At 65.6% G+C, this 19,422-nt stretch carries 13 protein-coding genes; 3 read left to right on the top strand and 10 right to left on the bottom strand.

From position 1 onward, the window contains the following. Positions 1 to 46: 46 nt before the first annotated feature. From AC1RM6_RS06195 to AC1RM6_RS06230, 8 genes are all read right to left on the bottom strand, one after another. Entirely contained in the window at positions 47 to 1,927 is a 1,881-nt protein-coding gene (locus AC1RM6_RS06195) for a hypothetical protein (RefSeq protein ID WP_493099120.1), read from the bottom strand. Continuing rightward, positions 1,924 to 4,020 (bottom strand): heme-binding protein, encoded by a 2,097-nt coding sequence (locus AC1RM6_RS06200; protein WP_493099122.1) that lies wholly within the window; start codon positions 4,018 to 4,020, stop codon positions 1,924 to 1,926. Before AC1RM6_RS06200 ends, AC1RM6_RS06195 begins: the two co-directional genes overlap by 4 nt. After that, positions 4,017 to 5,417: a multiheme c-type cytochrome gene (locus tag AC1RM6_RS06205; protein ID WP_493099124.1), complete on the bottom strand. Its 1,401-nt coding sequence runs from the start codon at positions 5,415 to 5,417 to the stop codon at positions 4,017 to 4,019. Before AC1RM6_RS06205 ends, AC1RM6_RS06200 begins: the two co-directional genes overlap by 4 nt. 110 nt (positions 5,418 to 5,527) lie before the next feature. Next, positions 5,528 to 6,973 (bottom strand): aldehyde dehydrogenase family protein, encoded by a 1,446-nt coding sequence (locus AC1RM6_RS06210; protein WP_493099126.1) that lies wholly within the window; start codon positions 6,971 to 6,973, stop codon positions 5,528 to 5,530. 110 nt (positions 6,974 to 7,083) lie between these two features. Beyond that, positions 7,084 to 8,733, bottom strand: coding sequence for an acetolactate synthase large subunit (locus tag AC1RM6_RS06215; RefSeq protein ID WP_493099128.1), 1,650 nt, complete (start codon positions 8,731 to 8,733; stop codon positions 7,084 to 7,086). Between the two features lie 102 nt (positions 8,734 to 8,835). Continuing rightward, positions 8,836 to 10,368, bottom strand: a complete 1,533-nt coding sequence (gene cysS / locus AC1RM6_RS06220; protein ID WP_493099130.1) for a cysteine--tRNA ligase — start codon at positions 10,366 to 10,368, stop codon at positions 8,836 to 8,838. Between the two features lie 227 nt (positions 10,369 to 10,595). Continuing rightward, positions 10,596 to 11,282, bottom strand: coding sequence for a hypothetical protein (locus tag AC1RM6_RS06225; RefSeq protein WP_493099133.1), 687 nt, complete (start codon positions 11,280 to 11,282; stop codon positions 10,596 to 10,598). Positions 11,283 to 11,355: 73 nt separating this feature from the next. Then, complete coding sequence (locus AC1RM6_RS06230) at positions 11,356 to 13,413, bottom strand: CHASE2 domain-containing protein (RefSeq protein WP_493099136.1); 2,058 nt, start codon at positions 13,411 to 13,413, stop codon at positions 11,356 to 11,358. Positions 13,414 to 13,580: 167 nt separating this feature from the next. Here AC1RM6_RS06230 and AC1RM6_RS06235 point away from each other — a divergent pair, with 167 nt between their 5' ends. Next, positions 13,581 to 15,011: a DNA recombination protein RmuC gene (locus AC1RM6_RS06235; RefSeq protein WP_493099138.1), complete on the top strand. Its 1,431-nt coding sequence runs from the start codon at positions 13,581 to 13,583 to the stop codon at positions 15,009 to 15,011. Beyond that, complete coding sequence (locus tag AC1RM6_RS06240; RefSeq protein WP_493099140.1) at positions 15,004 to 15,567, top strand: cysteine hydrolase family protein; 564 nt, start codon at positions 15,004 to 15,006, stop codon at positions 15,565 to 15,567. Before AC1RM6_RS06235 ends, AC1RM6_RS06240 begins: the two co-directional genes overlap by 8 nt. A gap of 114 nt (positions 15,568 to 15,681) precedes the next feature. Here the strand turns inward: AC1RM6_RS06240 and AC1RM6_RS06245 are convergent, their stop codons facing one another. Beyond that, positions 15,682 to 17,064 carry a M28 family peptidase gene (locus tag AC1RM6_RS06245; RefSeq protein WP_493099142.1) on the bottom strand — a complete coding sequence of 461 codons (1,383 nt, stop codon included), beginning with the start codon at positions 17,062 to 17,064 and terminating at the stop codon, positions 15,682 to 15,684. 168 nt (positions 17,065 to 17,232) lie between these two features. On the opposite strand from AC1RM6_RS06245, the gene ettA reads away from it, so the two are divergent. Further along, entirely contained in the window at positions 17,233 to 18,912 is a 1,680-nt protein-coding gene (gene ettA / locus AC1RM6_RS06250; protein WP_493099145.1) for an energy-dependent translational throttle protein EttA, read from the top strand. Positions 18,913 to 18,971: 59 nt separating this feature from the next. Here the strand turns inward: ettA and AC1RM6_RS06255 are convergent, their stop codons facing one another. After that, positions 18,972 to 19,385 carry a hypothetical protein gene (locus AC1RM6_RS06255; RefSeq protein ID WP_493099147.1) on the bottom strand — a complete coding sequence of 138 codons (414 nt, stop codon included), beginning with the start codon at positions 19,383 to 19,385 and terminating at the stop codon, positions 18,972 to 18,974. Between the last annotated feature and the right edge of the window lie 37 nt (positions 19,386 to 19,422).

Below are 19,422 nucleotides of genomic sequence, written 5' to 3' on the forward strand. Positions count from 1 at the left end.
CGCCCACTTCATCATGTTCCTGTTTCCCGATGCCTGCATGAAGTCCTCAGAAAGTCAGGATGCCGTTGAACAGCACCGAATAATAACGCTTGTCGCCCTTGCTGTTGGTGACGAGGTCCTTGAGACCGCGCCCCGGCTGCAGGATCGCCCCCGACAGCCGGAACACCGCGTTCTGGACCATCGACGGCCGGTAGACGAGCGCGGTCGACAGATCCCAGCCGATCGACCGCGGGATGCTGCCTTCGACGCGCAGCGCCTTGAGCGTCTGGGTGTTCTGGAACCACAGATGGTTGAGCTGCGGCGAGACCCGCAGTTGCGGCAGCACGTCGAGATCGGCGCCGACGCCGAGCAGCATCGTCCCCGGATTGTTGAAATTCGACTGGCCCTGGTCCTTCGACGACCGTAGATCGTTGAGGATGCCGTTGCGCTGGCTGATGCTGACCACGCGGCCGCCGCCCGCGAACGGGATCGACTGGCGGATCCAGTAGCTGGTGTCGGCGCCCGCGAAGATCGGGTTTTCGAGGATCGCATCGAAGCCGTTTTCGGTGTTGTCGTACGGCTTCTTGTCGCCGCTCGCGTAGAGCGCCGAGAATTTCAGACGGATCCAGTCGATGTCGTAGCTGAGTTCGGCGGCACCGAAGAAGGCGCGGATCTTGGCTTCGCGGCCGGTGAACAGATTATGGCTGTCGCGGCCGAGCACGCCATAAGCGCTCGCCGACAGCGCGAAGCGGTTGAGCCGGCCGTCGACGCTGTAGCCGGCATAATATGCTTCATATTTGCGCGGCTTGAGGTCGCCGAGCAGCACCGGCACGATCGGGAAACCGTTGTCGTCGACCTTGATCTTGGTCTCGCGGTTGATGTTGGCGGTCGCCGACACCAAAGACGTCATCCCCGCGATCGGGAAATCCTGCATGAACAGGTTGCCGAACAGGACATAATCGTCGCGCGGTTTCCGGGTGACGTCGTTGAGGCCGCTGTTGGTGTCCTTTTCGAGCCGCCAGATCGCCGCGACATTATATTGATAGCGGTTGTTGTCGCGGTTGCCGAACAGGCGGACGCCGAGATTATTGTCGTTGAACAGGAAGCCGCGGAAATCGGACTGGAAAGGCTGGATGCCGATCCTGAGCGAGTCGAAGTCGTAGCGATCCGAGCGGTTGCCCAGATGCTTGTCGATGAACAGTTCCTGCACGCCGAGCCAGTCGTCGTAACGCTGGGTCTTCTTCGACGGCCTCACGTTGAGGACGCGGCGTTCCTGCACATTGGCATAGTTGATATTGTACGCCAGCGTCAGCCGATACTCGATGTCCGGCGGCTTGTACGCGGTCGACCCCTTGATCAGCGCGGTCGAGACGATGAAGGTCTGCGCGGCGACCAGGCTTTCCTGGCGACCGAACACGCCATTCTGCTCGGGACGCTCGACGACCTGGCGGCTCGCCGGGGTCGGGAAGGAGCGCGGCTCGACGATCGTGTCGGATATCCCCGACAGCACGAAGAACCAGTCGTCGCCATGGATCGGCAGCCAGCCCGGCTTCTTGTCGATCGGGATCGGCCGGTCGCCCTTCAGATAATTCTGATGATAGGGGTCGAAATGCGAATGGCAGATCGCCTGCACGCCGACAAAATTCTTGTCGGGGCACAGCGCCTTGGCGAGCCGCCAGCGATCGGGGATCGGGAATTCGTCGGTCGGGAACGCCTCGGGGGGCGGCGCCAGCACCGCGCCGATATTCTTCTGGGTGACCTGCGCGGGCAGTTCGGCCGGCGCTGCGCCCGGACGCTTGCGCCCTTCGATCGACCGCTCCTCGGGTTCGGCGGCCGGGGAAACGGCGGCGACCGGCGCCGGCGGAGCGGGCGGGGTGGCCGCGACCTCGTCGGGGGCCGCCGCCGCAAGCACCACCGCCTGCATCAGGGAGGGGAGCATGCTCGTCATTTGCCGGTACAAATGTCCAGGGTCTTGGTCGATCCGGCGAATTCCTGCACCGGGCACTGGACATAAGGGAGGTTGGCGTTGTTCGCCTGGGTGAACTTGATCTGGCTCGCGCGCATCGCCAGCGGCGCCAGCCCGACGCTGATCGGCCGCACGCTGGCATTATAGGTGCCGAGGAACGAGATCATGTCGTCCTGGTCGATGCCGTCGCCCGAAATGCCGATCGCCCCGACCAGCACATTGCCGCGGTAGATCGGGGTGCCGCCCGGGAATATCTGGATGCCGTTCTGCAGCCGGTTCTGGACCTTGCCGGCGATCGCCGGGGTCGCCGTGCAGCGATGCGGGGTGTCGCTGGCACCGAGCCCGAGCACGAAGAGAACGTGCTGGACGATGTTGGGGGTGACCAGCGTGCTCTGCAGCCCGTCGGAGAAGGGGCTCCACGCCGCGAACGGGCGCGAGAAGGGGCCGTTGGCGGTGTTGACCTGGCCATCGGGGAAATAGGGGCGGGCGAGCAGGCCGAACAGCCGGTCCGACACGCCATATTGGCCGGTCAGGAAACCGCTCTGGCCGATGAAGCTGTTTGCGGCGCCGACATAGCTCGCGACCGAGGGCGAGCCGGCGAAGCCCGGCGCGACATTGGCGCTCAGATCGGCCGACGCCTTGCTGTTCGAGAAGAAGGCCGCGGTGCGCGCCTTTTCGAGCGAGACGTCGATGCCGAACAGCGGCGCGTCGGGCGCCCGGACCACCGCGAGCACCGATCCATGGGTATCGACGATGCTGAGTGACACCTGGGCGCGGCTGTCGTCGGGCTTGCGGATCGCGCCGCGCGCCTTGGCCATCACCAGGAAAGCTTCCTCCTGGATCGCCTTGACCTCGGCGGCGGTCAACGGCTGCGCGACATCCGCGGCATCGGTGCCGCCGCGGATCGGGAAGCGGTTGTTGCCCGATCCGTCGGTCAGGATGAACGCATCGGGATTGGCGACCACGGTGCCGGCGCTGCGTTCGGCCGCGGTGGCCTGGCGGATGCCCGAGGCTTCGCTGCCATAGACCGCGCCGTCGAGCAGGGCCGGGGTGGTGCCTTGCGCATAATAGCCGCGCACCGACACCAGCGCGCCCAGCGAACCGAGCGCCGAGAAGGCGCGGGCGCTGCCCGGGGTGGTCTTGAGGTCGGCCGCCGACGCGTCGAGATAGGCGAGCAGGGTGCCGTCGATCGAGATGCGATTGGCGCGGATCGCGTCGGGCGCATCATAGCCGGTGGCGCCGGCGATCGCGATATATTCGTCGGGATCGCTGTCGGTCGCGACCGAATTGCCGTCATAGCTGTAGAGCCCGTCGGACATCACCCCGAGCCCGCCGACGACGACGCCGTTCTTGTAGAGCGGAATGCCGCCCGGATCGGCCGACAGGCCGAGCGGCGAGCGCTTCGGTCCGACCAGCCCTCCCGCGGTCTGTTCGACCTGCGAAACCGCGTTGAGCACCAGCGATCCGCCCGGGGCATAATGCGCGTTCAAGTCCGAACAGGGAGTCGAACTGAACTGCACCCCGAACAGCGGGCCACTTTCGAGCCCGATCGTGTTGGGCGCCTTGGGGAAATGCTCCTGGACGATATAGCTCGCCGTCCGGGTCGAAAAGGCATTGCCCGACGACGAAAGATAGGCGCCGGTCACCGCCTTGGCGATCGCGGCGAGCACGACCGGGTTGGTCGCGGCGTTGCCGGGGACGCTCAGCCCCTCGAGATCTCCGGGAGTGACGGTGCGTTCGCTGGTCTGGGTGCCGACGGTCAAGGTCGTCGGCGCGCCGGTCATCTGGAAGACCGCGAGCACATTGCCGGTGCGATCGGTCACCGCGATCACCGCGGGCTTGCTGCGCGCGGCGGCTTCCTCGACCGCCTGGGCGATCACCTTGCCGACATCGGCGCTGGTCAGATTGGCCGCCGCCGGCGCGGTGAACACGCTGTCGGTGACGGTGATGTCGGGGGTCGCGGTCGACGGCGGCAGGCCACCGTTCGAACTCGAGCTCGATCCGCCCCCGCCGCACGAGGCGAGGACGAAGGCTGCAACCGTGAACAAGCCGATGCTACGCGAAGCAAACGTCATTTGAGGGCCTTTATCGAGGACGTTGCCTGGGCGAGCGCCGTCCGGAATTTGACCGGGTCGTAATCGTTCGAATCGTCGACCGCCTTGTAGGCGCGGTCGATCGAGCCGCGGATCGATCGGGCGCTGCCCTCGGCGACATAGCCGCCGCGGACCAGCGCGTTGAGCAGCGTGTCGACCGCCATCACCGCCTGTACCGAGCCTTCATAGTCGGTGAAGCGCGGCGAGATCGCATTGCCCGAGATCGTGTCGATGATCGCGAAGATCTCCGCGCGGCCGAGGTTCGACCGGTTGAAGCTGTCGGCGAGCGCATTGGCGGTGCCGCCGAGCCGGACCGCGGCCTGCACCGCCGAGGCGCGATCCTTGGCGAGCGCTGCGTGGAAGGCGCGGCTGTCGGTGTCGAGCTTTGCGGCCATCGCCGGCGCCGCGACCTTCGCCGCCGCCGCCAGCATGATCATATTCTCGTCGTTGAACGCCGGCATGCCCGACGGGATCGGCCGCCCGGGATTGGCGACCCAGGTCGCACGGCCCTTGGGGCCGTCATAGATGCGGCGATGGCAGGTCTGGCAGTCGAAGAAGGTGATCTCCGGGAAGATCCCGTCGGTGCCGAGCCGCGGATTGGCGTAGAGCGATGTCGCGCGGGCGACCGCGCTCGCCTGGCCGACCGCCCAGAGCTTCACATTGTTGGTGCGGCCCTTGCGCTGGACATAGTCGGCATCCTCGTCGTGATGCATCTGCAGCGTGCTGAACAGGTCGACCTCGAACGAGACCCGGGGATGGCCCGCCGCCATGATCCGGTGCGAGACGAACTGGCCGGGCTTGTCGCTGCCGAGATGGCAGTCGAGGCAGCGGTCGGCGCGGGCGCGGGGATTGTCGAGCGGATAGAGGCCGCGCGCGACATTGGCGGCATGGGTGCCGCCGACCGCATAATGGCTGGTCAGCCACTCGCCGGCGCCGCCATGGCAGGCCTCGCAGCCGACGCCGTCGCTGGTCTGGAAACGCGGGCCCTTGCCGCTGGTGGCGGGATCGCTGTGGCAGCCGAGGCACATCGGCGCGCTGGTCGCCGATCCGAGCCCGAGTCGCGCCGCGATCGCCTGGCCGCGCGGGCCGTCGAGCACCGCGAAGGCACGGCTATGCGCGCCGCCCGGCGACGAGGGTTCCTGCCATTGGAGAAGCTCGTCCTGGCGCACGACCTTGCCGGTCGGTTCGCTGCGACCATGGCAGGTCGAACCGGCGCACGAAGCCACGCCGACGTGGATCGCCCGGATATTGGAGGAGGCCGAAGCATTGGCGGTCGACGCCCATCCGCCGAGACCGGCGATCAGGATCGCGAGCGCGGCGAGGGCGACGCCGAACGCGCCAAATGCGATGGACAGCCTGTCCGACAGCTTTCCCCCCAAATCGACGCTCCCTGGCCAGCCTCGACGTAACGATCGGTCGCCCCCGACGTCGTCACGATATAATTGAGCCTATCTTTATTGCGCGGCAAGCAATCAATCAACTCTTATACTTACCGGCCTATACTTGACCGACGCCGAATGACGAGATTCCGGATTTCGGTCATGTCCTCCATCGCGAACTTGATCCCTTCGCGGCCGAGGCCCGAATCCTTGACGCCGCCATAAGGCATATTGTCGACCCGGTAGCTCGGTACGTCGTTGACGACGACGCCGCCGACATCGAGTTCGTCCCACGCATCGAGCACCTTGAAGATATCGCGGGTGAAAATCCCGGCCTGCAGGCCGAACTTCGAGTCGTTGACGATATCGAGCGCTTCCTTCCAGTCCCGGAACGGGATCAGGAAGGCGGCGGGGCCGAAGGCTTCCTCGATATTGAGGTTGGTGTCGCGGCCGACATTCTCGAGCAGGGTCGCTTCGAGCATCGCGCCTTCGCGCTTGCCGCCGCACAGCAGGGTCGCGCCGCCGGCGATCGCCTCCTGGATCCATTTGTCGAGTCGCGCGGCTTCCTTCACGTCGATCATCGGGCCGACGAAGGTCTTCTCGTCATGCGGATCGCCGGCGATCAGCGTCTTCGTCTTCGCGACCAACTTTTCCTTGAAGACGTCATAGACGTCGACATGGACGAGGATGCGCTGCACCCCAATGCACGATTGGCCGGACTGGTAGAAGGCGCCGAACACGGTGCGAGCGACCGCATCGTCGAGATCGGCGTCGGCATCGATCACCACCGCGGCATTGCCGCCGAGTTCGAGCACGACCTTCTTCTTGCCGGCCTTGGCCTTGAGCTCCCAGCCCACATCGGGCGAGCCGGTGAAGGAGAGCAGCTTGAGCCGGTCGTCGGTGGTGAACAGGTCGGCGCCGTCGCGGCTTGCCGGCAGGATCGAGAAGGCGCCCTTGGGCAGGTTGGTCTCGGCGAGCACCTCGCCCATGATGATCGCGCCGAGCGGGGTACGGCTCGCGGGCTTCATCACGAACGGGCAGCCGACCGCGAGCGCCGGCGCGACCTTGTGCGCGGCGAGGTTGAGCGGGAAGTTGAAGGGCGAGATGAAGCTGCACGGGCCGATCGGCACGCGCTTCCAGATCCCCTGATAGCCCTTGGCGCGCGGCGAGATGTCGAGCGGCTGGACTTCGCCGGTCATCCGCACCGATTCCTCGGCGGCGATCCGGAAGGTGTCGATCAGCCGGCCGACTTCGCCGCGCGAGTCGTTGATCGGCTTGCCCGCCTCGATGCACAGCGCATAGGCCAGTTCGTCCTTGCGCTCGGTGAAACGGTCGACACAGTGCTGGAGCACCGCCTGCCGCTCATAGGCCGGCATCAGCCGCATCGGTTCGGCGGCCTCCGCGGCGGCGGCGATGCCGGCGTCGATCGTCGCGGCGTCGGCCAGTGCCACCCGCGTCGCAACTTCGCCCGTGAACTTGTCGGTGACCGCAAGATCGGTGTTGGGCTGCTGCGCCTCGTTGGCGAGGTAGAGCGGGTAGGTGTCCTTGAGCTTCATTGTCTGCCTTCCTCGTCGCCTCCGGTCGTCGGAGGACGCGCGCATTGCCTGGCGGGGCGAGCCCCCGATCGGTGCCGTGCCCCTTCCCGGTGGGAAGGGGCGACCGCGCCTCAGACCGCCTTGCTGAGCGCCTTGATGTCCTTGTTCAAGATCTGGTCGTTTTCCGAATAATCGACCGGGCAGTCGATCAGATGGACGCCGGGCGTGTCGAGGCATTCCTTGAGCAGCTTTGGCAGATGCTCGGCGCTTTCGACCCGATGCCCGCTGGCGCCGTACGCCTCGGCATATTTGACGAAATCGGGGTTGTTGTAGGTCAGCCCCCAATCCTTGAAGCCCATGTTCGCCTGTTTCCAGCGGATCATGCCATAGCTGTTGTCGTTGAGGATCAGCACGGTGAGATTGAGGCCGAGGCGGACCGCGGTCTCCATTTCCTGGCTGTTCATCATGAAGCCGCCGTCGCCGCAGATCGCCATGATCTTGCGGTCGGGATAGACCATCGCCGACGCCATCGCCGACGGCAGGCCCGCGCCCATCGTCGCCAGCGCGTTGTCGAGCAGCACGGTGTTCTGCTGGCGCGCCGGATAGTTGCGCGCGAACCAGATCTTGTAGACGCCGTTGTCGAGGCAGATGATCCCGTCCGACGGCATCGCCTCGCGGATCTTGCGAACCGCATAAGGCGGGAAGATCGGGAAGCGCTCATCGCCGTCGAGCGAGGCGGTATGGGCGACCTCGGCGGCGCGCGCCTTGAACATGAAATCGAAATCCCAGCGTCCCGACGGAACGATGTCTTCCTTGATCTGCCAGATCGCGTTGGCGATATCGCCGATCACCTCGACCTGCGGGAAATAGACCGGATCGACTTCGGCGGTCTTCGAGCTGATGTGGATCACCGGGCAGCCGCCATTCTTCATGAAGAAGGGCGGCTTTTCGATCACGTCATGGCCGATATTGACGATCAGATCGGCATTTTCGATCGAGCGATGGACGAAATCGCCGGCCGACAGCGCGGTGCAGCCGAGGAATTTGGGGTGGGTCTCGTCGATCACGCCCTTGCCGAGCTGGGTCGTGCAGAACGGGATGCCGGTCTTCTCGACCAGCTGGAGCAGCATCCGGCCGGTGAGCTTGCGGTTGCCGCCCGCGCCGATCACCAGCACCGGCGACTTCGCTTCCTCGATCATCTTCACCGCGGCGCGCACCGCCTTCGGCTCGGCCGAGGGGCGGCGGGCGATCGACGCCTTGAGCGGCCGCGAGTCGGTATGCTCGTCGGCGATGTCCTCGGGGAACTCGATATGGGTGGCGCCCGGCTTCTCTTCCTCGGCGAGGCGGTAGGCCTCGCGGACCTTGCTCGGGATATTGTCCGACGAGGCGAGCTGGTGGGTGAACTTGGTGATCGGCCGCATCATGTCGACGACGTCGAGGATCTGGAAGCGGCCCTGCTTCGAGCTCTTGATCGGCTTCTGGCCGGTGACCATCAGGATCGGCATGCCGCCGAGCTGGGCATAGGCCGCCGCGGTCACGAAATTGGTCGCGCCCGGCCCGAGCGTCGCCATGCAGACGCCGGTCCTGCCGGTGTGGCGGCCATAGGTCGCGGCCATGAAGCCGGCGCCCTGTTCGTGGCGCGTCAAGATCAGCTTGATCTTCGTCGACCGCGACAGACTGTCGAGCATGTCGAGATTTTCTTCGCCGGGCACGCCGAAGATATATTCGCAGCCTTCTTCTTCGAGACACTGGATGAAAAGATCGGATGCCTTCGTCGCCATAACATCTCCCCCAGGGCCGTGATGCGCCCCTGCGCGCGCCCGTCTGGTTGGGAGTGCTAAGTCATTTCTTTCGTGTCGAACAGGGGTTTTCGGAAGCGACTTTCAAAGGTCGAGCATCCAGTCCCAGCGCATGTCGCCGGCACCGTCCATCACCGTCACCCCGCGCGCGGCGAGATCGTCGCGCAGCCGGTCCGACGCGGCATAATCCTTGGCAGCGCGCACGGCCTGGCGCTCGGCGATCAGCGCCTCGACCTCGGCTTCGCCGATCGCCGCATCGGCGGGCCGGACCCTGAGGTCCGACCGTCCCGTTTCGAGAAGGTCGAGCCCGAGCGCCAGGTCCATCGAGGCGACCAGCCGCAGCGCCTCGGCCGGATCGAAGCCCTTGGCCGCGACCGCCTGTTCGAGCAGCGGCAGCGCCTGTGGGACCATAAGGTCGTTCGACAATGCCTCGTCGAAGCGCTCGAGCAGCGTCACCGCCGCCGCCGACAGCCCGTCCTCGATCACCGCACGCTGATAGGCGAAGGACGCGCCCTTGGTGGCGCCGCTTTCGGCGACGACGCGCAGCCAGTCCGGCTCGCCCGCCTTGGCGCGGATCTGGCCGACCGCGAGGGTCAGTCGCTGCAGCCGGGTGAGCGCCGCCGCCAGCGCCTCGGGCGAGAATTCGAGCTCGCCGCGATAATGCGCCGACAGGCACAGCATGCGGTAGGCGAGGGGGTGGACGCCCTTGTCGATCACGCTCGCCAGCGTCGCGAAGCCGCCCTTCGATTTCGACATCTTGCCGCCGCGATCGACCAGGAAATTATTGTGCATCCAGAAATTTGCACCCGATTGCTCGGTCGCGGTGAAAGCCTGGTTCTGGGCGATCTCGTTGCAATGGTGGATCTCGCGATGGTCGATCCCGCCGGTGTGGATGTCGAACTGCTCGCCGAGATATTTCATGCTCATCACCGAGCATTCGAGATGCCAGCCGGGCGCGCCAGGGCCCCAGGGCGACAGCCACTCCATCTGGCGCTGCTCGCCTTCGGCCGACCGCCGCCACAGCGCGAAATCGGCCGGGTTGCGCTTGCCCTCGACCTCGGCGATGCGGCCGATCGTCTCGTCGGGCTTGGCGCCGGCGAGCCGGCCATAATCGGGAACCTTCGACGTGTCGAAATAGAGCCCGCTGTCGAGTTGGTAGGACGCGCCATGCGCCTCGATCGCGCGGGCAAAGGCGATCATGTCCTGGATATGGTCGGTCGCGACGCTCCACACGGTCGGGGTGCGGATGTTGAGCGCCTTCAGATCGGCCTTGAACGCATCGGTATAGAAGGCCGCCACCTCCCAGATCGTCTTGGCCGCCTGCGCTGCGGCCTTCTCCATCTTGTCGTCGCCGTCGTCGGCGTCCGAGGTCAGATGGCCGACATCGGTGATGTTGATGACGTGATTGACCGGCCAGCCCTTCCAGTTGAGCGTCCGGCGCAGCGTGTCGGTGAAGACATAGGCGCGCAGATTGCCGAGATGGGCGAAATTATAGACGGTCGGCCCGCAGCTGTAGAGGCGCACCATCGTCGGATCGATCGGCGCGAAGGCGCGGGTCGACCGGCTGAGGCTGTCGAAGAACATCATTTCGGCGCCGGCGGGGGCAGGGATCGTCATTCAAGGCCTCATACGCGATCTCGAAGATGCTGACGCATCCTCGATCGATTTGCTTAAGCGCCGCACGGGCTGATACCCAATCTCGATGAGTCAAGCTCACCGGGATCGGGTATCAGATCAGACAGGTGCGCGCTCTACAGCATTTTTGCGCGTCGAAGGCCACCGACAAAGAAAAGGGCCGGCAAGGCGAACCCTGCCGACCCAGTCTGCTGCTTCGATGAAGATATTCAGCCCTTGGGGGCGGGCTTTTCCGGTGCCGGCTTGTCGGCCGATGCGGTCGCCTCGATGACCTGGTTGACCTGGGCCTGGCAGCCGGCCTTGATCAGCGACTGGGTCATGCCCTGGATGTCCTGGGTCTCGGGCTTGACGACGATGAACTTGACTGCGGTCGGGGCCTTGGCGCCGTCCCAGCTCAGTTTGTACTGGCTGCCGTCGGCGACCGCGACCGTCTTCGGCCAGGCGATGTTCGACTGGCCGGCCGAGAATTTGAGCGATCCGGTCGCGCCGTCGGCGACGCGGGTCACGGTGACGTCGGCGGCGGCATCGGCATTCTGGCGCCACACGGTGACGTTGGCGGCATCGACCACGCACATGTTCGAGCTGCGGCTGAGATCGACATACCAGACGCTGGGGTTCTTGCCGCTCTTGTCGGTGCCGCTGACCGAACGCACGGCACCGATACGGGCCCGGCGTTCGCCGCCGCCCGAGACCAACGCCGCCATCGTCGACGAGGTCGAGGCCGCCGCGACCTGAGTCGCGGTCGCGCTGAACGTGCCGGGGCCGCTCAGCGTGCGGGTGCCCTTGCCGTCGAGCAGGACGATCGTGTCGCCGGCCTTGAGCGTGATCTTGGCGTTGTCGGCGAGCGCCTTGCCCGCCGGATAGGCCTTGGCCGACGGACCGGCGGAGCGAACCACCAGCGGAGCGGCAATGGCACTGGCCGATAGGGTCAGAGCCAGGAACGTCGCAAACGAAGCCTGCGACAGGCGCTTATTTATCGAGTGCACTATACCCTCCGGGTCCAACTTCCTTGAGACGCTCTACCAGATTGGCGAGCGCCTTATCACCGCTATCCGTAGCGAGCAGGGATTCGAGTTCCCCCATCGCTGCAGGATCACCATCGTCGAAACGACGAAGCATGTCTGTGAGAGACGTCACATAAGCCATCGAAAGATGCGGCACCGGTTCGAAGACCGGCATCGGCGTCGATCGGCCGGAAACCGCGATGCGGCCCATGGGACGGAAATAGCCGAGCGTCGATTGTTCGACGACGGTGTCGCTGACCAGGGTCTTGGTCTTGAGATATTTGTTCGCGCCCTCGAGCCGCGAGGCGGTGTTCATCGAGTCGCCGAGCGCGGTGTACTGGATGCGACCCTCGCCGCCGAAATTGCCGACGATCGCCTCGCCCATATGGACGCCGACCCGGGTGACCCCGATCGGCGGCACGCCTTCGGGGGCGTCGAGGCGAAACTGTTCGCCGGCCTCGTACATCGCCACCGCGCATTTGACCGCGCGGTCGGCGTCGTCGGGCCGGCTGATCGGCGCGCCCCAGAAGGCGACGATCGCATCGCCGACGAACTTGTCGATCGTCCCGCCATATTCGAGCACGGTCTCGCTGAGCACGTCGAGATAGCGGTTGAGCAGGAAGGCGACCATTTCCGGCTCGATCTGGTGGCTGAGCTTGGTGAAGCCCTCCAGATCGCTGAACAGCGCGTAGATTTCGCGCTTCTCGCCGCCGAGCGAGAGCCGCTCGGGATTCTTCAGGATGTCGGCGGCGATATCGCGCGGCAGATATTTGCCGAGCGCGCCCTGCGCGAAGTTGCGCTGTTCCGATCCGATGCCGCGCGCCGCGGTGCCGACCGCCGAATAGGCGAACACCCAGCCGAGCAACCAGCCGAACACCGGCAGCCCCTGGGTATCGATCCCCTTGAACTGCAGGAAGAAGGGCACCGCGAACAGGATCGCCGCCTGGGCCAGCAGCACCAGCGACAGCCACCAGATCCGCAACTGGGCGACGCTGGTCAGCGCGCCCATCAGCACGATCGCGATCGCGATCAGCCACAGGCCCCAGCCCGGGATCTTGGGCAGCATGACATTGTCGAGCATCTGCGCGAGCAGATTGGCGTGGATCTCGAGCCCGATCGTGGTCTCGCCGACGATGCCGGTCTGCGGATTCTTGATCCGCGAGGCGGGGGTCGTGAATTGGTCGACGTCGGGGATGTTGCCGCCGATCAGGACATAGCGCCCTTCGATCTGCGGTTTCATCGCCTCGAGGATGTCGGGGTTGGCGATCAGCTCGACCGGCAGCTTGTCGAACACCGGGCGCTCGACATTGACCGGCATCCGGTAGCGGATCGATCCCTGATAGTCGCGGAACGCCGGATAGCCGTTGGTCAGCGAATTGGCCATCAGCGGCGGCAGGTCGCGCGGCTGGTCGGGCCAGCTGCGCATCACCCCGTCATTGTCGGCCTGAAGCCGGATACTGGTGAAATGGACGTTGCCGGGCACGGTCTGCTTCATGAAGTCGCGCAGGAAATTCTCCTGGTCGAGGGTCATGAAGTTCGGGTTGCTCTTGTTGGTCGCCAGACCCAGGAAGGTCGGCGTCTTCATCGTCCTGAACGCGTCGATCAGGATCTGGTCCTCGGGGGTCGGCTGGTCGATGAGAATATCGATGCCGATCGCCTTGGGGTGCATCTGGTCGAGCTGGAGCAGCGCCTTGGCCAGCATCGACCGGTCGAGCGGCGAGCGCCGGCCGGTCAGGCGCAACGTTTCCTCGTTGAAGGTCACCATCGTCAGCCGCGGGTCGGTCTCGACATGCGGGCTCGCGAGCAGCGAACGCACGTCGTAGAGCGCGCGCTCGGCGTCCTGCGCCAGCACGATGCCCCAGCTGTAGCGCGCGAAGGCGAGGCCCAGCACGAGGAAGATCGCGGTCGCGATCAGCCGCGTCGCGCCGATCTGCTTGATGGTCTTGCGCAGGCCCTTGGCGGCCGATCCGGACGCCTTGCGTGCCTTCGATGCCAAATCCGGTGCGCTGGCGGTCGTCGCCATGCAGAATCCCCGTCCCCAAAAGGCGACCCCGAGCCCGGTGCCGCCATGTTCCCCGAATCCATTCATACGCCTTCGTTTGTTAATGGGAAGTGATTGTTGCGCCCTTGCAATCAAAGAATGAAAGCGGATAAGTTCGCCTTCTGTTCTCTTTTGCGCATTGGCGGATCATGCCCCTCGAATTTGCCTTCATCGGACCGATTTTGCTGTTGTTTGGGCTGGTTATCGGCTGGGCACTGAAGGCGTGGGGCAGTGCGGCATTGACGAGGGAGCGCGACCAGCTTCGCCGGGACCTGCTCGCCGCCCAAGCGGAGATCCACCGCGCACGGGCGCAGGCCGATCAGATCGACCAGTTTCGGCGCGATCTCGACGCGGCGCGGACCGCGCTCGATGCGACTCGCGAATCGCTCGGCCGATCCGAGGTCGAGCGCTCGCGGCTGCAGGCCGATGCCGCCGCGCGGACCGAGGCGTTCGAAGCCCAGCTCGCGCAGCTACGCGAGGCGAAGGAGCAATTGTCGGCGCAATTCTCCGAGGTCGGCGCCCGGCTGCTCGACCAGGCGCAACGCCAGTTCCTCGAACGCGCCGACCAGCGTTTCTCGCAGGCGGGGGAAAAGAACGAGGCGCAGATCAAGGCGCTGCTCTCGCCGGTCGAGACCACGCTGAAACGCTATGAGGAAGGCCTGCTCAAGGTCGAGAAGGAGCGGGTCGACAGCTATGCCGGGCTGCGCGAGGCGGTCGACCAGGTCCGGGTCGGGCAGGGGCAGGTCCGCGACGAGGCGGCGAAGCTGGTCAACGCGCTGCGCGCCAGCCCCAAGGCGAGGGGCCGCTGGGGCGAACAGTCGCTGCGCAACGTGCTCGAACAGGCCGGGCTGTCGCCTTATGCCGATTTCACCACCGAGGTCTCGGTCGACACCGAGGACGGGCGGTTGCGCCCCGACGTGATCATCCGGCTACCCGGCGGCCGCAAGCTGGTGGTCGACGCCAAATGCTCGTTCAACGCCTATATGGACGCGAGCGAAGAGGTCGACGAGGCCGCCCGCACCACCCTGCTCAAGGCGCATGCCGCGGCGCTGCGGACCCATGCCGGCCAGCTCGGCCAGAAAAGCTATTGGGACCGGTTCGGCGACGCCGCCGACTATGTCGTCATGTATATCCCGGGCGAGCATTTCCTGTCGGCGGCGATGGAGCAGGATCCGCTGCTGTGGGATTGGGCGCATGATCGCCGGGTGCTGATCGCCAGCCCGATCAACCTCGTTGCGTTGGCGCGAACCGTCGCCAGCGTCTGGCGGCAGGAGCGGCTGGCCGAGGAAGCGCGCGAGATCGGCGCGCTCGGCAAGGAGATGTACGAGCGGTTGGCCGCGCTCGCCGGGCATATGCGCCGGGTCGGGTCGGGGCTGAACAGCGCGGTCGAGAATTACAACAAGTTCGTGTCGAGCTTCGAGAGCCGCGCGCTGGTGACCGGCCGCAAGTTCCGCGAGCTCAACATCGAGACCGGCAACAAGGATATCGAGGACGTCCCCGCCATCGAGGCGCTGGCCCGCGAGAGCGGTGCCGCCGATCTGGCGGCGCTCCCCGAGCAGCGATTGGTCAACGATGGCTGAGGCGGGAGAAACGGCGGGCGCGGTGCTGCTGCTGATCGACCTGCAGCGGGCGATCGATCATCCCGACTGGGGCATCCGCAACAATCCGCGGGCCGAAGCCCATGTCGCGGCGCTGCTCGACCATTGGCGGTCGCGGGGCTGGCCGGTCTGGCATGTCCGGCACGATTCGACCGACGCCTTGTCGCATTACCGCCCCGGACAGCCTGGCCATGACTTCCGCGAGGGGCAGGGCCCGCTGCCGGGCGAACCGGTGATCGCCAAGCGGGTCAACAGCGCGTTCGTCGGCACCGATCTCGAAGCACGCCTCAAGGCTCGGGGACATGACCGGCTCGTCGTCGCCGGCGTGATCACCAACAATTCGGTCGAGACCAGCGTGCGCCATGCCGGCAATCTCGGCTTCGCGGTGTGGCTCGCCGAGGACGCCTGTTTCACCTTCGCGCGCACCGACTGGTCGGGCGTCGAGCGCAGCGCCGGCGAGGTTCATGCGATGTCGCTGGCCAATCTCGACGGCGAATATTGCCGGGTCGTCGAGACCCGCGATCTGCTGATCGGCTGACCGCGGGCCGGCTTATATGCGATCTCGAAGATGCTGACGCATCCTCGATCGATAGGCTCAAGCGCCGCACGGGCTGATACCCGATCCCGATGAGCAAGCTCACCGGGATCGGTATTATTTCGTTTTGGGCACCGGACCATAATCCTGCGGATCATTGGCCACCACCGACAGCATCGCCGTCCAGGCCGCGACATTCTGGCGCAACTGCTCGGGATCGATCTTGTCGAGCGTGTCGTCGGCGGTGTGGTGGAGGTCGAAATAGCGGGTGCCGTCCTGGTTGAGCGCGAGGACCGGCACGCCCGCCTCCTGGAGCGGGTCGGTGTCCGAACCGCCGGCCTCGCCATTGCGAGGGTTCATCGAGATGCCGAGCGGCGCCAGTGCCTCGGCGATCGGCTTCATCGCCGGCAGCGCGGACGGCATGACGTCGGTGCTGAACTTCCAGACCTTGTCGGCGCCGAAGTCCGACTCGGCGGCGACATGATGCTTCTCGCCGCCATGCGCCTTGGCATAAGCCGCGCCGCCGAACAGGCCGATCTCCTCCGATCCGAACCAGACGACGCGGATCGTGCGCAGCGGCTGGCCGGCGTCCATGATCCGCTTGGCCGCGGCGGTGCTGATCGCGACGCCCGAGGCATCGTCGATCGCGCCGGTGCCGAGATCCCAGCTGTCGAGATGGCCGCCGACCAGCACCACGCCCAGCGACGGATCGCGGCCCGGTACCTCGGCGATCACATTGCCCGACTGGTGCTTGGTCGACATATGCGCGCTGACGTCGAGAGCGATCGTCACCGGCTTGCCGCGCTTGAGCACCCGTTCGAGCTGGTCGGCATCGGGGTTGGCGAGCGCGAGCGCCGGGATCGGCTTGACGCCCTCGTCCCAGGCCTGGACGCCGGTATGCGGCACCCGGTGATGGTCGGTGCCGATCGAGCGGATCAGGATCGCGGCGGCCCCCTTCTTCGCGGCGACCGACGGTCCCCTGCGGCGAACCTGCCCGACCGGGCCATATTGCGATCCGTCCTGGGTCGCGGCCATGCGGTGGGTCAGGAAAACGATCTTGCCCTTGATATCGGCGGGATCGGCTGCCTCGAGCGCGGACAGGCTGGCGAAGCCGATCACCTCGGCGGTCAGCCCCTTGGCCGGGGTGCCGGCGCTGTTGCCGAGCGCCTCGAGCACCAGCTTCTGCGGGAAGGGGGCGACGATCTCGGCGCTCGCTTCGCCGCGTTCCCAATAGGGTACGTCGAATGTCTCGATATGAACATTCTGGAAACCAAGCGCCTTCAGCCGGATCACCGCCCAGTCGCGCGCCCGCGCCTCGGCCTCGCTGCCCGCCTTGCGCTGGCCGATCTCGGTGGTCAGCCCCTCGGTGATGTCCCAGGCCAGATTGTCGGCGAGCGCCGCGTCGCGCAGCGCCGCGGTCTGCGACGGGGCGGCCTGGGCGAACAGGGGAGCGGGAAGGGCGGATGCGGCGAGAAGCGCCAGCAGCGTCATTTTGGTCATGGGGTTGGACGCTATCGGTACGATCCCCATTTGCCAATCCTGCCCCGCCGCCATTTTCGCGTCGTCATTTTTACGGTGGCCGGTTCTGGCGTTTGCCAAGCCTGACGGGGTCGTTTAGTGGCGACGGCACATTTCCTGATGTTCCAGCCCGAATGAGGTCCACGCGCGATGGCCGTGCAATATAGCTATGTGATGAAGGGTCTGACGAAGACCTTCCCCGGCGCGAACAAGCCGCTGTTCAACAACATCCACCTCCAGTTCCTGCCCGGCACCAAGATCGCGATCATAGGCGTCAACGGCGCCGGCAAGTCGACCCTGATGAAGGTCATGGCGGGCATGGACACCGACTATGTCGGCGAGGCCTGGGCGGCCGACGGCACCCGAGTCGGCTATCTGCCGCAGGAGCCGCAGCTCGACGAATCGAAGGACGTGAAGGGCAACGTCATGGACGGCGTCCGCCAGGTCGCCGACATGCTCGACCGATTCAACGAAATCTCGACGCTGATGGCCGATCCGCCCGAGGATGCCGATTTCGACGCGCTGCTCGAGGAAATGGGCACGCTTCAGGAGAAGATCGACGCGGTCGATGGCTGGACGCTCGACAACCAGCTCGAAATCGCGATGGAAGCGCTGCGCTGCCCGCCCGGCGACTGGCCGGTGTCGAAGCTGTCGGGCGGCGAGAAGCGCCGCATCGCGCTGTGCCGCCTGCTGCTCGAAAAGCCCGAGATCCTGCTGCTCGACGAACCGACCAACCATCTCGACGCCGAGAGCGTCGCCTGGCTCGAACAGCATCTGATCGACTATCCGGGCAACGTCATCCTCGTCACCCATGATCGCTACTTCCTCGACAATGTCGTCGGCTGGGTGCTCGAGCTCGATCGCGGCCGCGGCATCCCGTTCGAAGGCAATTATTCGGCCTGGCTCGACGCCAAGTCGAAGCGGATGGACCAGGAGGAGCGCGAGGACGCCGGTCGCCAGAAGGCGATCAAGGACGAGCTCGAATGGATCCGGCAGAGCCCCAAGGCGCGCCAGACCAAGTCGAAGGCGCGTATCCGCGCGTTCGACGAACTGGTCGAAAAGCAGAACAACCGTGCGCCCGGCAAGGCCCAGATCGTCATCCAGACCCCCGAGCGTCTCGGCGGCAAGGTGATCGAGGTCCATGGCCTGACCAAGAGCTATGGCGACAAGAAGCTGTTCGACGGGCTCGATTTCATGCTGCCGCCGGGCGGTATCGTCGGGGTGATCGGGCCGAACGGCGCGGGCAAGACCACGTTGTTCCGGCTGATCACCGGCCAGGAAAAGCCCGATTCGGGCACGGTCGAGATCGGCACCACGGTCAAGCTCGGTTATGTCGACCAGAGCCGCGACGCGCTGACCCCCACCAAGAATGTCTGGGAGGAAGTCTCGGGCGGCCATGACATCATGACCGTCGGCAAGTTCGAAATGTCGACCCGCGCCTATGTCGGCGCGTTCAACTTCAAGGGCCCCGACCAGCAGAAGAAGGTCGGGTCGTTGTCGGGCGGTGAGCGCAACCGTGTCCATATGGCGAAGATGCTCCGCCAGGGCGGCAACGTGCTGCTGCTCGACGAACCGACCAACGATCTCGACGTCGAGACGCTGCGCGCGCTCGAGGAGGCGCTCGAGAATTTCGCGGGCTGCGCGGTGGTGATCAGCCATGACCGCTTCTTCCTCGACCGGCTCGCGACCCATATCCTCGCCTTCGAAGGCGATGGTCATGTCGAATGGTTCGAGGGCAATTTCGAGAGCTACGAAGAGGATAAGCGGCGTCGCCTCGGCGAGGCCGCCGATCGGCCGGGGGCGAGTGCCTATAAGAAGCTCACTCGCTAACGCACTCAGTCTGAACGCAAAAAGGGCGGTATCGGATTGCCGATGCCGCCCTTTCTATATCACATATAGTTCATCGGATCGGGCGGGGGCATGTCGCAGGCGCGCTGATGCCCGCGCTGGCAGGCGGCGACCTGGGCGCGCCAGTCGGCCATCGCATCGGCATAGGCGATCTGCTGCCGTTCGATCGTGCGGTCGTTGGCGCGAACCTCGCGATTGTGCTGGCGAACCGCCGCGACATAGGCGGCGCGATCGGCCGCATATTGGCCCTGTGCCTCGGCATTATCCATCTGAGTGTTGGCGATATTGCCGTCGACCGCATTGTTGAGCGATCGGGTGACCGGCCGCTCGGCGGCGTCGGCGGCGACATGGGCGGGATCGGTCTTGGGCGGCGAATCGACGCTCGGGTCGGTCGTCTGGGCGTGAAGCGGCGCCACCGCGACGAACGCGGTGGCCATTAGCAAGGCGAGTTTCATGATCGGCTCCTATCGGTATTTCCGATGGCGCCAACGC

Source organism: Rhizorhabdus sp. GW822-FHT03C02, from assembly GCF_058801765.1.

Excerpts from the sequence above, each read along its gene's own strand:
- AC1RM6_RS06195 (WP_493099120.1), bottom strand. The coding sequence starts at position 1,927 with ATGACGAGCATGCTCCCCTCCCTGATGCAGGCGGTGGTGCTTGCGGCG.
- AC1RM6_RS06200 (WP_493099122.1), bottom strand. The coding sequence starts at position 4,020 with ATGACGTTTGCTTCGCGTAGCATCGGCTTGTTCACGGTTGCAGCCTTC.
- AC1RM6_RS06210 (WP_493099126.1), bottom strand. The coding sequence starts at position 6,973 with ATGAAGCTCAAGGACACCTACCCGCTCTACCTCGCCAACGAGGCGCAG.
- AC1RM6_RS06215 (WP_493099128.1), bottom strand. The coding sequence starts at position 8,733 with ATGGCGACGAAGGCATCCGATCTTTTCATCCAGTGTCTCGAAGAAGAA.
- cysS (WP_493099130.1), bottom strand. The coding sequence starts at position 10,368 with ATGACGATCCCTGCCCCCGCCGGCGCCGAAATGATGTTCTTCGACAGC.
- AC1RM6_RS06230 (WP_493099136.1), bottom strand. The coding sequence starts at position 13,413 with ATGGCGACGACCGCCAGCGCACCGGATTTGGCATCGAAGGCACGCAAG.
- AC1RM6_RS06235 (WP_493099138.1), top strand. The coding sequence starts at position 13,581 with ATGCCCCTCGAATTTGCCTTCATCGGACCGATTTTGCTGTTGTTTGGG.
- AC1RM6_RS06240 (WP_493099140.1), top strand. The coding sequence starts at position 15,004 with ATGGCTGAGGCGGGAGAAACGGCGGGCGCGGTGCTGCTGCTGATCGAC.
- AC1RM6_RS06245 (WP_493099142.1), bottom strand. The coding sequence starts at position 17,064 with ATGACCAAAATGACGCTGCTGGCGCTTCTCGCCGCATCCGCCCTTCCC.
- ettA (WP_493099145.1), top strand. The coding sequence starts at position 17,233 with ATGGCCGTGCAATATAGCTATGTGATGAAGGGTCTGACGAAGACCTTC.
- AC1RM6_RS06255 (WP_493099147.1), bottom strand. The coding sequence starts at position 19,385 with ATGAAACTCGCCTTGCTAATGGCCACCGCGTTCGTCGCGGTGGCGCCG.